This is a genomic window from Rhodococcus sp. NPDC019647, from assembly GCF_044389235.1.
Taxonomy (GTDB): domain Bacteria; phylum Actinomycetota; class Actinomycetes; order Mycobacteriales; family Mycobacteriaceae; genus Rhodococcus_F; species Rhodococcus_F oxybenzonivorans.
In genome coordinates, this window is the sequence record NZ_JBIRXS010000001.1 from 504,137 (window position 1) to 517,486 (window position 13,350).

18 protein-coding genes are annotated in these 13,350 nt (G+C 64.7%); 12 read left to right on the forward strand and 6 right to left on the reverse strand.

Going from position 1 to position 13,350, the window contains the following annotated elements; all coding sequences use genetic code 11:
* Positions 1–38 precede the first annotated feature (38 nt).
* Positions 39–767 (reverse strand): TetR/AcrR family transcriptional regulator, encoded by a 729-nt coding sequence (locus ACH49N_RS02485; RefSeq protein ID WP_358270292.1) that lies wholly within the window; start codon positions 765–767, stop codon positions 39–41.
* Positions 768–988: 221 nt separating this feature from the next.
* Here ACH49N_RS02485 and ACH49N_RS02490 point away from each other — a divergent pair, with 221 nt between their 5' ends.
* From ACH49N_RS02490 to ACH49N_RS02505, 4 genes are read left to right on the forward strand one after another with little or no spacing between them, the layout of a single operon-like run.
* Positions 989–2,536 carry an amino acid permease gene (locus ACH49N_RS02490; protein ID WP_358270736.1) on the forward strand — a complete coding sequence of 516 codons (1,548 nt, stop codon included), beginning with the start codon at positions 989–991 and terminating at the stop codon, positions 2,534–2,536.
* 1 nt (position 2,537) lies between these two features.
* Positions 2,538–3,383 (forward strand): urea amidolyase associated protein UAAP1, encoded by an 846-nt coding sequence (locus tag ACH49N_RS02495; protein ID WP_358270290.1) that lies wholly within the window; start codon positions 2,538–2,540, stop codon positions 3,381–3,383.
* The gene (locus tag ACH49N_RS02500) at positions 3,380–4,036 is read left to right on the forward strand and encodes an urea amidolyase associated protein UAAP2 (RefSeq protein ID WP_358270289.1); all 657 of its coding nucleotides are present in this window, start codon (positions 3,380–3,382) and stop codon (positions 4,034–4,036) included. The genes ACH49N_RS02495 and ACH49N_RS02500 overlap by 4 nt, the downstream gene beginning before the upstream one ends.
* Positions 4,033–6,015, forward strand: a complete 1,983-nt coding sequence (locus ACH49N_RS02505) for a 5-oxoprolinase/urea amidolyase family protein (protein ID WP_358270288.1) — start codon at positions 4,033–4,035, stop codon at positions 6,013–6,015. The genes ACH49N_RS02500 and ACH49N_RS02505 overlap by 4 nt, the downstream gene beginning before the upstream one ends.
* 15 nt (positions 6,016–6,030) lie before the next feature.
* On the opposite strand, the gene ACH49N_RS02510 is transcribed toward ACH49N_RS02505, so the two are convergent.
* The 3 genes from ACH49N_RS02510 to ACH49N_RS02520 form a co-directional block, all read right to left on the reverse strand.
* Positions 6,031–6,942, reverse strand: a complete 912-nt coding sequence (locus ACH49N_RS02510; RefSeq protein ID WP_250763649.1) for a DUF5995 family protein — start codon at positions 6,940–6,942, stop codon at positions 6,031–6,033.
* A 61-nt stretch (positions 6,943–7,003) separates the two neighbouring features.
* Positions 7,004–7,291 carry a YiaA/YiaB family inner membrane protein gene (locus ACH49N_RS02515; protein ID WP_213571830.1) on the reverse strand — a complete coding sequence of 96 codons (288 nt, stop codon included), beginning with the start codon at positions 7,289–7,291 and terminating at the stop codon, positions 7,004–7,006.
* A gap of 147 nt (positions 7,292–7,438) precedes the next feature.
* Complete coding sequence (locus ACH49N_RS02520; protein ID WP_250763646.1) at positions 7,439–8,227, reverse strand: SDR family oxidoreductase; 789 nt, start codon at positions 8,225–8,227, stop codon at positions 7,439–7,441.
* A 103-nt stretch (positions 8,228–8,330) separates the two neighbouring features.
* On the opposite strand from ACH49N_RS02520, the gene ACH49N_RS02525 reads away from it, so the two are divergent.
* The 6 genes from ACH49N_RS02525 to ACH49N_RS02550 all read left to right on the forward strand — a co-directional run bounded on the left by ACH49N_RS02525 (position 8,331) and on the right by ACH49N_RS02550 (position 10,908).
* A complete protein-coding gene (locus ACH49N_RS02525; RefSeq protein WP_159926499.1) occupies positions 8,331–8,750 on the forward strand; it encodes a MarR family winged helix-turn-helix transcriptional regulator in 420 nt (139 codons plus the stop codon).
* Positions 8,751–8,784: 34 nt separating this feature from the next.
* A complete protein-coding gene (locus ACH49N_RS02530; protein WP_358270286.1) occupies positions 8,785–9,240 on the forward strand; it encodes a hypothetical protein in 456 nt (151 codons plus the stop codon).
* Positions 9,237–9,503: a hypothetical protein gene (locus tag ACH49N_RS02535; RefSeq protein WP_358270285.1), complete on the forward strand. Its 267-nt coding sequence runs from the start codon at positions 9,237–9,239 to the stop codon at positions 9,501–9,503. The genes ACH49N_RS02530 and ACH49N_RS02535 overlap by 4 nt, the downstream gene beginning before the upstream one ends.
* Positions 9,500–9,832 (forward strand): rhodanese-like domain-containing protein, encoded by a 333-nt coding sequence (locus ACH49N_RS02540; protein WP_159926505.1) that lies wholly within the window; start codon positions 9,500–9,502, stop codon positions 9,830–9,832. The genes ACH49N_RS02535 and ACH49N_RS02540 overlap by 4 nt, the downstream gene beginning before the upstream one ends.
* 482 nt (positions 9,833–10,314) lie before the next feature.
* Positions 10,315–10,455, forward strand: coding sequence for a hypothetical protein (locus tag ACH49N_RS02545; protein ID WP_201453476.1), 141 nt, complete (start codon positions 10,315–10,317; stop codon positions 10,453–10,455).
* Positions 10,456–10,629: 174 nt separating this feature from the next.
* The gene (locus tag ACH49N_RS02550; RefSeq protein WP_358270282.1) at positions 10,630–10,908 is read left to right on the forward strand and encodes a hypothetical protein; all 279 of its coding nucleotides are present in this window, start codon (positions 10,630–10,632) and stop codon (positions 10,906–10,908) included.
* 46 nt (positions 10,909–10,954) lie between these two features.
* On the opposite strand, the gene ACH49N_RS02555 is transcribed toward ACH49N_RS02550, so the two are convergent.
* Positions 10,955–11,479, reverse strand: coding sequence for a hypothetical protein (locus tag ACH49N_RS02555; protein ID WP_159926507.1), 525 nt, complete (start codon positions 11,477–11,479; stop codon positions 10,955–10,957).
* A 225-nt stretch (positions 11,480–11,704) separates the two neighbouring features.
* On the opposite strand from ACH49N_RS02555, the gene ACH49N_RS02560 reads away from it, so the two are divergent.
* The gene (locus ACH49N_RS02560) at positions 11,705–11,908 is read left to right on the forward strand and encodes a cold-shock protein (protein ID WP_358270280.1); all 204 of its coding nucleotides are present in this window, start codon (positions 11,705–11,707) and stop codon (positions 11,906–11,908) included.
* 265 nt (positions 11,909–12,173) lie between these two features.
* Here the strand turns inward: ACH49N_RS02560 and ACH49N_RS02565 are convergent, their stop codons facing one another.
* Positions 12,174–12,467: a hypothetical protein gene (locus ACH49N_RS02565; protein WP_397504367.1), complete on the reverse strand. Its 294-nt coding sequence runs from the start codon at positions 12,465–12,467 to the stop codon at positions 12,174–12,176.
* A 213-nt stretch (positions 12,468–12,680) separates the two neighbouring features.
* On the opposite strand from ACH49N_RS02565, the gene ACH49N_RS02570 reads away from it, so the two are divergent.
* Positions 12,681–13,350: histone-like nucleoid-structuring protein Lsr2 (locus tag ACH49N_RS02570; RefSeq protein ID WP_397504368.1), on the forward strand; the 670-nt coding region annotated here is incomplete at its 3' end.

Below are 13,350 nucleotides of genomic sequence, written 5' to 3' on the forward strand. Positions count from 1 at the left end.
ATAACCCCCCAGGTAGTAAGCGTTCGCCAGACTTTATCTCACAGATCCGACGTCGGCGGCGGAAGGCCGCGGGAGGTGCCACCTGCCGTGTGGTCGAGGAGAATCCGCGACTGCGCTCGGATTTCGTCGAGTGGCTGCGACCATCCGAGTGCGCGCAAGCAGGCGTCGGCGAGGAGGGCAGCGGCATCGGTGTTCTCGGGTGTCGGTACCGCTCCGCTTTCGACGTCCGCCCGGGTGGCGATAGCGCTCTCGACGATGCGAAAAGGAAGATCGGTGAGACCGGGTGCTGATTCGGTGTCGCCGGCCGTGATCTCGGTGAGCGCCTGTTCGGCGCAATGCTGATAGTGCGAGCGCAAAAGAGTGCGTTGCGCCCGGAACGGGGCGAAGCGTTCAGTGCGTAGCTCGGGCAGGAGGTAGAGGGCACCGAGATTCCAGCGCGTGCCGGTGAGCTGGGTGACGTCATAGGTGGCGAGTGCGTGCAGGCGCACGACGGCAGGCGCATCGACCTTCTCGAGGACTCGGGCGGCAGCGAGCGCGGGCGACACTGTTTCCTCGAGGAGCGCCACCAGGATCTCCTCCTTGTTGGCGAAGTGGTGATAAAGCGATGCCTGTCTGATGCCCACCATGTCGGCGATCTCGCGCGTGGAGGTGGCGGCAAAGCCCTTGGTGGTGAACAGCTCTCCGGCGGCGTCGAGTATCTCCTCGGGCGTCGTCCGACCCGGCCTGCGTTGACTGGTCAGTCGCGGTCGTCCCGGCCCGGTGCTCACCTACTCATGATGTCAGGTCGGTTTTCCACGCCACCGTGGACACCCGCCGTGAGCATTTCGTCATACCTTCGAAACGTTCGCAACGATCCTGTTACGGCGGGGGCCGATCTGTATACGTCCGCGTCACCCATCGGGTCGGGCGCGAGAGAAAACTATCGATCGACAGATATTGCTCTCGCCGAAGGAGAAGGCTCTTGAGTACACCTACGAGGACTGCGCAAGTGCCGTCCGCACCGGTACTTGCACCTCCTGTTCCGACTGGGGCCGGGAGAATCGACGACTCCGGCGACCTCGGTAAATTCGGCTACGAGCAGCAACTGCATCGGAAACTGGGGAAGTTCGCTTCGTTCGCAGCCGGTTTCTCCTTCGTGTCGATCCTCACGACGATCTTTCAATTGTTCGGTCTCGGTTTCGGATTCGCCGGACCGGCGTTCTTCTGGACGTGGCCGGTGGTATTCGCCGGTCAGTTCATGGTGGCGCTCAACTTCGCCGAATTGGCTGCCCGGTATCCCATTTCCGGTGCCATCTATCAGTGGTCGCGCCGGATGGGCGGGGAGGTGGTGGGCTGGTTCGCCGGCTGGTTCATGATCCTGGCGCAGATGGTCACGGCCTCGGCCGCGGCGATCGCACTGCAGGTGGTGCTTCCGAACGTGTGGAGCGGATTCCAGATCATCGGCGAAGACAGCACGTTGACGTCCGCCAGCGGTGCCGCCAACGCGGTCCTGCTCGGATCGGTCCTGCTGGTACTCACCACTTTCATCAACTGCATCGGTGTGAACTGGATGTCGCGCATCAACAACATCGGTGTCACGTGCGAGATCGTCGGAGTCGTCGCTGTGGTCGGCATGTTCTTCACGCACGCGCAGCGGGGACCGCAGGTCGTACTCGACACGGGTGCGGCGGGCACCGACTCCGGATACGGCTGGGCCTGGATCGTCTCCGGTCTCATGGCCGCCTACGTGATGGTCGGGTTCGGTTCGGCGGGCGAGCTCGCGGAGGAGACGCGGAACCCGCGGCGGGTGGCCCCGCGCACGATTCGGCTGGCGCTGTCCGTCTCGGCGCTCGGTGGTGGCCTGATGATCATCGGCGCGCTGATGGCGGCTCCGAGCTTGACCGACGGACGCCTCGCCGCGGAGGGTCTGCCGTACGTGTTGTCGTCGATTCTCAGTTCTCCTTGGGGCACATTGCTTCTGGCCGATGTCGCGGTCGCCGTGTTCGTCTGCACACTCGCCATTCAGACGGCGGCGTCGAGGTTGGTGTTTTCCATGGCCCGCGACGGTCGGTTGCCCGCCTCGCAGGTGCTCTCGAAGGTGAACGCTCGCACAGGAACTCCCATCGCACCGTCCGTCCTCATCGGTGTCGTCTGCATTGCGATCCTCGCGGTGAACGTCGGAAACTCCGCAATCTTCGCCACCTTGTCGAGTGTCTGCATCATCCTGATCTACCTCGCGTATCTGATGGTCACGGTGCCCCTCCTGGTTCGCCGCCTGAAGGGTTGGCCGCACGGTGGCCCGCAGGTGGACGCGGACGGCCGGAGTCTTTTCTCGCTGGGACGACTCGGCCTACCCGTGAACATTCTGGCTGTCGGCTACGGCGCCCTCATGGTGGTGAACCTCTCGTGGCCGCGAGCCGAGGTCTTCGACCCGAGCGGTGCCTACCCGCTTCTGCGGTGGGCCGCACCCGTCACGGTCGCCGCCGTGATCGCACTCGGAATTCTGTGCTTCCCGCGCGGCCGCAGCACCCCCAACCCCGTCACGATCGGAGCCTGACATGACCTCAGCGGATACCTCGACCACCACTGCCGCGAAAGAACACGCGCGCGCCCAGGCGGGCGCGGTCACCGGATCGATGCCCGTGGTCCCGGCATCGGCGTGGCCGGCGCCCCCCGCCGATGTCGACCCGGCGGCCCTGACGTGGGCCGAGACGGTTCCAGGCGGCCGTTACACCAGCAAGGTTCTCGAACGCGGAACACGTGTGCGGTTGCGAGATGTGGAGGGGTTGGCGTGCGCACACCTTCTGCTGTTCCGCGCAGACGCGCCGTGGGAGCGGTTGAACGTCGCCGACACGGTCAAAGTGCCGTGGCAGGCGTATATCGGTGAAAGACATCCGCTGCTGTCGGATCAAGGCAGGTTGCTCGCCACCGTCGTCGCCGACACATCCGGACACCACGACGCACTGTGCGGCACTACGTCACTCGCGTTCAACGCTGCGAAATACGGTGACGGTTCGTTGCATTCACCGTCACCGGCGGGCCGCGAACTCTTCACGGTGGCCGCGGCGAAACACGGGCTCGAACGACGTGATCTGCCACCGTCACTGTCGTTCTTCCACGGAGTACGAGTCGGCGCGGACGGCTCCCTGAACAGCATCGGTTCGGCGGGACCGGGCGCAGTAGTCGAGCTGGTTCTGCATCTCCCACTCGTCGTCCTGATCGCGAATACCGCTCACCCGCTGGACCCGTCGCCGACCTTCGACACGACCGCGCTCGAGATACTCGCGTGGCCGGGCGGACGCTTCGAAGTACCCGCAGCAGCCGAGCCGGAATACCGGCGGGCATTCCTCAACACCGAAGACATCTGGGCTGCCGCGCAGTCGCAGGGGCAGGAGCAGGCATGACCACCAGCATCGACACCGCCGCCCTGGTACCGGGAACGGTCGTCCTGGACGAGGAAGTCGGCGCCCGCGGGCCGTGGTCCGCCGTCGTCGAGGCCGGCGACGTCCTCACCATCGTCGACCTGTACGGCAATCAGGCCGTGGACACCCTCGTCTACGCCGCAGACGACCACCGGCAGCGGTACTCGGCGGCCGCGACCGTGTCTGCACAGCGCAACCTCTTCCTCACCACCGGAAGTGTCCTGCGATCCGACGACCACGACGCCTTGATGACCCTCGTGGCGGACGAAGTCGGCTCCCACGACACCGTCGGTGGAGCCTGTTCGCAAGAATCGAACACGCTGCGCTACGGCCACCACACCAAGCACCAGCACGCGTGCGTGGAGAACTTTCTCGCCGAGGGTTCCAAGTGGGGGATAGCCAAGCGCGACCTCGTGTCGAACATCAACTTTTTCATGAACGTTCCCGTCGAGGCGGACGGGACACTGGGAATCGTCGACGGCCTCTCGGCCCCCGGCAAGCGGCTCGCTCTGCGCGCGGAACGAGATGCTCTGGTACTGGTGTCCAATTGCCCGCAGATCAACAATCCGTGCAACGGTTTCGATCCGACACCGGTGCGCATGATCGTGACACGCCCGACGGGAGTCCGACGATGACCGGCAAAATCACCGTGCAGCGGCCGGGCATGCTCACCACGGTGCAGGACTTTCCGGGCCGGACCGGCTACTGGCACATCGGAGTTCCGCCGTCGGGCCCCATGGACGATCTGTCCTTCCGGCTCGGCAACAGTGCGCTCGGAAACGACGAGGGCGCCGCCGGACTCGAGTGCGCCATGGCAGGTCCCGCCCTGCAGTTCGACAAGGACACGGTGGTGTGTGTGACGGGTGCACCGGCACCGGTCACCGTCGACGGTGACCTGGCGGCGCAATGGCGCCCCATACACGTACCGGCTGGGGGAGTTCTCGACGTCGGTACCGTGTCCGGTCCCGGACTGCGGATCTACGTGCTGGTGCAGGGCGGTTTCGAGGTCGAGGACTACCTCGGGAGCGCCTCGACGTTCACCCTCGGCAAGTTCGGCGGTCACCAGGGCCGGACCCTGCGACCGGGTGACATCCTCGCAATCGGTGACGCGAACGGGTCCGTGAAGGGCGTTCCCGCCGAATATGTTCCGGCGATGTGCCGACGCTGGGAGATCGCGGTCACCGAAGGGCCACACGGCGCTCCCGAATTCTTCACTCGGTCCGACATCAACACGTTGTACCGAACCGATTACGAGGTGCATTTCAATTCGGACCGCACCGGGGTGCGGCTGATCGGTCCGAAACCCGACTGGGCCCGGACCGACGGCGGCGAGGCGGGACTGCACCCGTCCAACATTCACGACAACGCGTATTCCGTCGGCGCACTCGACTTCACCGGGGACACCCCGATCCTGTTGGGACCCGACGGACCGAGCCTCGGGGGTTTCGTCTGCCCGGTCACCGTGGTCGCGGCGGAACGATGGAAGCTCGGCCAGCTGGCCCCGGGCGACACGGTGCGATTCGTACCCATCAAAGCAAATAGGGCGGCGTCGACCCGCGCGCTCGGTCCTGCCCGTCGCGCTGCGCACTCTTCGGTGTTCTCCACCGCGGGTGACGGCGACGACGGCGTGATCGCCCGCCGCGACGGTGACACCGCCGTCACCTACCGTCGATCCGGCGACGACAATGTCCTGGTCGAATACGGTGACATGACCCTGGATCTTGCTCTTCGGGCCCGGGCCCACGCACTGCATCAGCGGCTCGAGATCGAGAAGCCGGCCGGCCTTCTCGACCTCACCCCGGGGATCCGTTCTCTGCAAGTCCGGGTCGATCCGGATGTGTTGCCCATTCCCAAGCTCATGGGATTGCTCGGTGACGCGGAGGACGCATTGCCCGCGGCGAACGAGCTCGTCGTTCCGAGTCGGTCCGTTCGGATGCCGCTGTCCTGGGACGACCCCTCGACGCGGGAAGCAATCCAGCGGTACATGCACGGAGTTCGCGCCGACGCCCCCTGGTGCCCGTGGAACATCGAATTCATCCGCCGCATGAACGGTCTAAGCAGTGTCGACGACGTCTTCGACACCGTGTTCGGCGCCGAATACATGGTGCTCGGTCTCGGCGACGTCTACCTCGGCGCGCCCGTGGCAACACCCCTCGACCCACGTCATCGGCTCGTGACGACGAAGTACAACCCGGCACGTACCTGGACCCCCGAGAACGCGGTCGGGATCGGCGGGGCGTACCTGTGCATCTACGGAATGGAAGGACCGGGGGGATACCAGTTCGTCGGCCGCACGACCCAAGTGTGGAACCATCGCCACCCCGAGAAGTCCGGTCCGTTCGAGGACGGAACTCCATGGTTGCTTCGCTTCTTCGACCGGATCTCCTGGTATCCCGTCGAACCGGAGGAACTGATGGATCTGCGGTCCGACGTCGCAGCAGGGCGCGGGGGTGGCATCGACATCACCGACGGCACATTTTCGCTCGCCGATCATGAGCGGTTTCTCAGCGCACACGCCGATTCGGTCAGCGAATTCCGCGCCGGGCAGACCGTCGCCTTCGCCGCCGAACGGCAGAGATGGTCCGCGGCGGGGGAATTCACGACAGTGGGGTGAGGAGGGCGATACCCGTCAGAGCCCACCGAAATCGGACAGGACTTCCAGCGCGGCGTCGGTTGCCTGTGCCAGCGCCGCCATCTCCGCCTCAGCGACCGGCGCCGAGTTGGGTGACTGCAGTGCGAAGCCATTGGCGAGAGTGACAGTGTTGTAACCACTGTCCGCAGCGCGTAGGAGAAGATCCGAGGGAACATCGGATCCGGCCAGGCGATCGAGACCCTCGCCGACGAAGTAGAACCGCCACAGAGGCCCGAGATCGGCACCGTAGATTTCTTTGGTACGGGAGACGATGGTGTCGCCGTCGCGAGCAATGGAATCGACGATCTCGTAGTAGTCGGGAATGTCATCGGCGGCGGTGCCGGAAGACGCAACTGCCCGTGCCAGATCTATCGTGATGTGCGCGTTGTACCCCACCATCGCGACACGGGCGGGACTCAGCGAGCACTGCTTCGACAGCGAGAAGTACCGCTCCCACTGTGGCTCGACGGCGGTGCCCGTGAACTCGGCATGCAGGTTGCGGAGATACCGGCGCAGCAGATCCGAACTGATCGCAGGTGCCCACCGGCGATCCGCGAACGCAGTGGGGTCGCGCTGCAGAGGCATCACCGCAGAGTGTTCCACCGCGTCGAGTCCGAGGGAGAACAGTCCGCGCCGATCGTGATGGCGCACAAGAACGGCGGTGATCTCCGCGTGACGGGCCACCTCGTCCTCGAGGCGTTCCAGTGACGGGGTGTCCGGGAGAGTCGACAGGTCGGAGAGTTCGATGATCCGCGCGAGCTCCGGCTTCGTCAGTGCCTCACCACATGCCGTGCTCACGGAACTTGGCGGCTGCGCCGAAACATGCGCGGGAAGGGCTCCCGCGCTGATGATCACTGCGCAGAGTGAAATGACCGAGCGTACGGCGATCGACGATCTCGCAGAGTGCATCGCCGGAGCATAGCGAGTCGCCGCCGGTGTTGTGCGGTGACTGCACGGCATCTCGGCGCGATCAGGCCACCGTCTTGAACGGGTCGTGTTCGGCAATCAACTTCTCGAGCCGCGCCTCGTCCACGCGAACGCGTACCGTCGACGCCTCCTGATGATCACGCACCACCTTGGCGAGCGTGAACGTACTCGTCACCAGGAACAGCAACGTCATGCAGAGAAAGCCACGCTGCCACGGATCGATGGGCAGATAGGCGATTCCGATGAGCGATCCCGCGAAACTGATGGCAAAGGCGATACCAGCCTGAACGAAGAAGGCGGTCGTCGTTCTGGGTGTCGGTGTCGGTGTCATGCAACCCAGTTTGGCGGTTGACTCTGCGCGAAACATGAGTAGCACTACCCGACTTCCGTAGGGTAGATCCGCGTGGTCGCGCCGGATTCCGGCCGGGCAGAGGCTAACCTCCCACACCGAGCGGAAGCCGGCGCCGAGCATGCGACTCTAGGTGTGGCTGAGTCTGCGGTTGACCTCACGAGTGAGCCACGCGGGGGAGAAGCGGGACCCCAACGACAGCGCTTTCGATTGCAGGCCCACCGGGAAATGCACCTTGTGGTACGGCCGCTTCGAGGGACGAGTCGCCTTGAAGATGCTCGCTGACACGTCGTCGGCGCTCAGTTTGATACCGAGCGAGTTGGTGGTGCCCGTGGATACGCCTGCAGTCATGGCGGTGTTGACGAACAACGGCCACATCGCCTTCACCGAGATGTCGTACTCGGCCCATTCGAGGTCGAGTGCCTCGGTGATGCCGCGCACGGCGAACTTGGTGGCACCGTAGGTGGCGAGTTCCGGTTGACCGTAGATCGCCGAGGCGGAACACAGATTGATCACCTGTGCGCCCGGCGTTGCCTTCAGGTAGGGGAAGGCGGCGTGTGTTCCGTAGACGACACCGTTGACGTTGATGTCGATCTGCCGCTTGTGTACCTCCAGCGGAATTTCCTCGAACCGGCCCGCGACCAGAATGCCGGCATTGTTGACGAGGATATCGAGACGACCACCCGCTTCGGCGTCGAACTCTCTCAGGCGCTTCTCCCACTGCTCGGGGTCGGTGACGTCCAGAACGCCCGTGACGACGCGCCCACCGGCCGACGTGATCGCCTCCTGCAACGAGGCGAGGCCCGTCGCGTCGATGTCGTAGGCCCCGACGAGGTAGCCGGCGCGGGAGAATTCGAGGGCAGTGGAACGTCCGATCCCGGCTGCAGCGCCGGTGATGAAGACCGTTGGAGTGGGCATCTCGACAGGATAGACGTTACCGCGATTATCGGTAAGACCTCGTCGACCTGGCGTGAAACGGAGCATGCGGAACGCGATCGAGTTCGATGGGTAGCCTTCTCCCATGTCGGAGCTTCCTCCTTTCAGTCCCACGGTCGCGCTGCTGACGGTGGGCCGAGTGTGGGATGCCGCGTTCGCCGAGGGGTTGAAGCCGCTCGGGTTGACCACCCGGAGGTACGGGTTGTTGGGGCACATTCGCGGAACGCCGGGTATCTCGTTCAGCGAGCTCGCTCGGCGGTCCCGCATCACTGTGCAGAGCGCTCACACGGCGGTCGCGGCGTTCGTCGAGTCCGGGCTGGTCGACGACGGGACTGCGCACGCCGGGGCGGCGTCCACTCTGCGGGTTACGGCGAAGGGGGAATCACTGCTGGCTCGGGCGGCCGAGGTGGTTGCCCGACTCGACGCGGAGTTCGCCGCGCAGCATCCCGAGCTGACCGAGGCCCTGCGGGTGCACATGCTGCGGGTGATGTCGGCCACCGACTGACCCCCACCACCAACCTTCAGTTAGGCTGAAGGTTATGGAATCGCTGGTGCTTTCCGTCCATGTCGTGGCGGGCATCCTCTTCGTGGGTCCGGTCGCGGTGACCACCAGTCTGTTCCCCCGATACGCGCCGGTGACCGCCCCGGCAAGTGGTGCGACGCAGGTCGAGCGGAGCATCCACGCCGCTCGTGTGCTGCACCGGATCACCCGCGTCTATGGGGTCCTGGCGCTCGCAGTCCCCCTCGCCGGCCTGGTCCTCGCATCCGTGCAAGGCCGCACGAGCGAGGTCTGGGTGGTGGTCGCGATGGTGCTCACCGCCCTTGCCGGTGGACTACTCGCCCTGCAGATCGCCCCAATGCAGCAACATGCGCTCACCGCACCCGGCGACGGAGACCACTCCCGGCGCCTCGGCATGGTGACCGGCCTGTTCAACCTGCTGTGGGTGGTCGTCGTCGTGCTCATGATTGTGCGGCCCGGATCGGATTACGTATGACCGGGTTGCTGCGCATTCTTGCGGCGCTCTCGGCGCTCGAGACCGTCAGTGTCCTGGCGTTGCTGATCAACCTCGGCACCGTGCACGACGCCACGGTGGCTCGCATCCTCGGTCCGATCCACGGTGCGCTCTACCTGGCCGTCGCTGTCACGGCACTTCTCGGTCGCGGTCTGACGACCCGGACCCGCGTCGGTGCGCTCGTGCCCGTGCTCAGCGGCCCCCTCCCGATGGTCAACCTGCGGCAGGAGGATCGCAGCGCATGAGTTTTCGACATTATCTGTACCGGCCGCCGGCGGTCAGCGCCGCGGAGGCGGTTCGCCTCGTCGAAGATGGCGCGCTCGTTGTCGACGTCCGACGCCGGTTCGAGTGGAATCGGGTCCACATCCCCGGCGCCGTGCATGCGCCACTGGAGGAATTACTCGATCGGTGCCTGGAGTTCCCTGACGACCGCCTGCTCATCACTTTCTGCACGGGCGGAATCCGCTCGGCCGGTGCTGCGAACCTGTTGGTGGAGAACGGATTCGACGCAGTCAACATGAGCGGCGGCCTCGTCCACTGGCGCACTGCGGGCGGGCCCCTGATCGCCCGGTGAGGGTGTGATGTAGCGGCGCAGCCAAGCGCAGCCCCCGCCAACGATGTATATCAGCGGGCGGGGGCGCTACACGGACAATCTGCACGTAGTAACGAGCAGCGCAACAATGATTTTCGAGAGCCGACGCCCCGAAGTCCAGAGAGTGTGACCCACGCCATTGCACTATTTTCGGCGCACCTCAGTAACCGACCGGTAGGTGCGATGTCGACTATTCGTGAGAACGTGTGGGAAACGACTGACCTCAGGTTTGAGACCCGGTCGTGTGACGTATAACACAGCTCAATTCTTCGGAGAAGCCTGGCGTTCGGGGATGTTGGGTTGCCAACCTATACCGGGACCCAAACCTCCAGACCTGATTTCGGGTATGGGTGTAGGTAGTTCGGCCGATGTGCAGGTGTCGAAGACGGTCCAAGGTAGCTGGTAGGCCGTACGCCACCGTCGATGTGGCAGTCGAGAATACTTGCACGTGAGGAAGAGATGTCATGGCACGAATTACCGAGAACCTGGGCTCGAATCTGCTGAATACTTTGCGGGTCGGTGTGGTTGGCACCGTTCTTTACGCCGCACTCATCATGGGCGTGATTGTGGTGGCGGTGTGGAAGTTCCCGATGCCCGGCGTGTAGCCCCGCGGCGCTTCATGGTCTCCCGCCGATGCCTGGCGTTGCGAAGTGAGACGCGGGGCGGCGGCTATGCGATGGAGCTGACGGGGGCGGCGTGGTTGTGCCTGTGGGTGGCGCCTGGCCTGTGATCAATGCGCGGTACCTGTGACGGCGCCTGTTGGTGTGAGAGGAACGGCAGTGTTCGGGACGGGCATGGGCGCGATGGTGGCTCTACTGGTGGCTGCACTGTTGATGGTGCCCGTCGCGTTCGGTGTGGCGGCGCGAGCCGACGTAAAGGTTCGCCGCCTCTCGAAGTCCCGAGCGTCCGATCCGAATCTGAGCGGCTCGGACGTAGACGTAGACGTAGACGAGCGGTGCGAGCGGTGGCGGCAGCTGGCGACGCGGGCGTGGTTGATCTGCGGTGGCGCTTCGCTGGTTGCAGTGGCGGTTGTGGGTGTGCTGGTCTGTGTCGGGTGACGGCGGCATCGGCCAAGCCAGTCTGTCGGAAAGCCGAATCGAGTGGTCAGCTGATTGAGTCGTCTTCGGCCTCGCCGGCGGTAGGCAGGTTTATTCGCAAGGGTGTACCGCCTTCTTCGCAGAGGACGGTGACAAACGCCGGAAACACTATTCGCCAGGAACCGGCAACGAGCGTGAGAGCGCTCGCACCGAAGTCAGCCCATTGATTCGGCAGCAAGGTCACCGGCTCGTCCTGTAGCCAGTGTGGCGTCGGAATGCGGCGGTTCCGCTCCTCCGCGGGGTCGATGACGAATCGCACGTCCGTGACCGTGCCGCCCCCGACATTCCGAAGCCGGAACCGGTCGACCGCTCCCCGGATGCGTTGTACGTGGAAGTCGACGTTCTGCGGACGTGGGCATACCTGCCGCACGGCAGTCCGCCTTATTTCGGCAACTTGCGCTAATGCCGCGTCCCGCTCGGCTTCGGCGTCGAGCCTTGCCTGATCGGCAAGGTATGCCCTCCGCCACGCTGCGGCAACGGCGGCGCCGGACAGCACCCCGGTCGCCACGCTCAACCACGATGCGGCTCTCATGTGCGGAAACATACCTGAACCCGCCAGCCCCCTTCCGGCAGCCTGACGTCCACCTGATGCCGGAACTCACTGCCCGTCTCTTGGACGAGTGACCGCAGTGAACGATGTAATGACGTCCTCGGTGGCACCGTGCCGGTGAACGGTGCCCGATGCTGGCAGGATCATGCATGAGATCGGGGCTTCGCTGTGAGGTCCCGGCTCGCAGTTGCTGCAGGGAGACGAAGCATGGCACAGGGCGTTGTCAAGTGGTTCAACGGTGAAAAGGGCTTCGGATTCATCACGCCGGACGATGGCGGAGCTGATCTTTTCGTCCACTTCTCCGAGATTCAGGGCAGCGGCTACAAGTCGCTCGACGAGAACCAGCAGGTGGAGTTCGAGGTCGGCCAGGGGCAGAAGGGTCCGCAGGCCCAGAGCGTGCGGGGAGTCTGACAAACCTCCACGGGGCCGCATCCACTTGGATGTGGCCCCGTCCTGGACATGTGTATTCCAGTTGGTCTTCACAAGATTCTTCAGTAGTAAGCTTGGTATACCCATCGCGCCGCCCAGAAAGACTGACAAGGGTATCCGGTCGATGACAGGCCCTGGGCCCGTCCGGGACGGCGTGCACGTCGGCGACCTGCGGTCCGGCAGGCAGGCAATTGTGATTCGCAAATCCCTTGCAGCCGAACGCTTCCGAGTTGCTGGCAGTCATTCATCACCCATCCTGCCGACAGGCACGGACGAACGGCTCCGCCCGGAAGCCCGAGTCTTCGCCCCGGTGTAGGAACAGGTGCCCCTCGACTGTTGCGTCACCCACGAGAGCTGCCCAGCCAGGCCCGCTGACCTGGTCGCCTTCGTCGTCCCCGTCCCAACTGAACTCCACGGCGGTGTGGCCGCCGCGTTCGATGTTCCGGCAGTCCATCCAGCCGCGGACGGCGACGAAGGCGAACTGGCCAGTCCCGTCGCCGGTGAACTCGATGAAGCCAGGTGACGAGGTCGATGGCATCACGGTCCCATGCGTCCATCTCCACAATCCGCGCTCGTCCTGTATGAGGCTCGGTGCGATGTGAGTGTGAGCTCCGAGAGGGTCGTGTTGTTCTGCCCGCCTGGACAAATGTCTTGAGACAATTGCAATGTCAGTTCGGGTGAGCTTCCTCATTACCGAGGCGGACCTGCCGTTACTGTGGGCGGTCGACGATTGCCGATGTAGAAGGGGAGCGCGATGGCGAGAAATTCCGAAGGTTCGGCGAAGACGACGACCAAGGAGATCCGTGAGTGGGCGATCGGAGAGGGTCGTGAAGTGTCGCCCCGTGGTCGGATTCCGGCGGAGATCGAGCAAGCTTTCCATGACGCTCAGGCAGAAACGGCGCCAGCGAGGAAGGTAGCCGCGAAGAAGACGGCCGCGAAGAAGTCACCGGCGGCGAAGAAGGTGGCTGCGGAGAAGGCACCGGCGGCGAAGAAGGTGGCTGCGGAGAAGGCACCGGCGGCGAAGAAGGTGGCTGCGAAGAAGGCTCCGGCGAAGACAACAGCGCCGAAGACGACGGCCGCGGAGAAGGTAGTCGCGCCGAAGGCGCCGGCGAAGAGAGCGGGTGCGGCCGGTAAGGCTCCGGCGAAGGCGACGACCGAAGAGATTCGGGAGTGGGCGATCGGAGAGGGCTATGAAGTGTCGCCCCGTGGTCGGATTCCGGCGGAGATCGAGCAAGCTTTCCATGCCGCTCAGGCAGAAGCGGTGCCGGCGAAGAAGACGGTCGCGAAGAAGACGGTCGCGAGGAAGGCAGTCGAGAAGAAGGCACCGGCGGCGAAGACAACAGCGCCGAAGACGACGGCCGCGGAGAAGGTAGTCGCGCCGAAGGCGCCGGCGAAGAGAGCGGGTGCGGCCGGTAAGGCTCCGG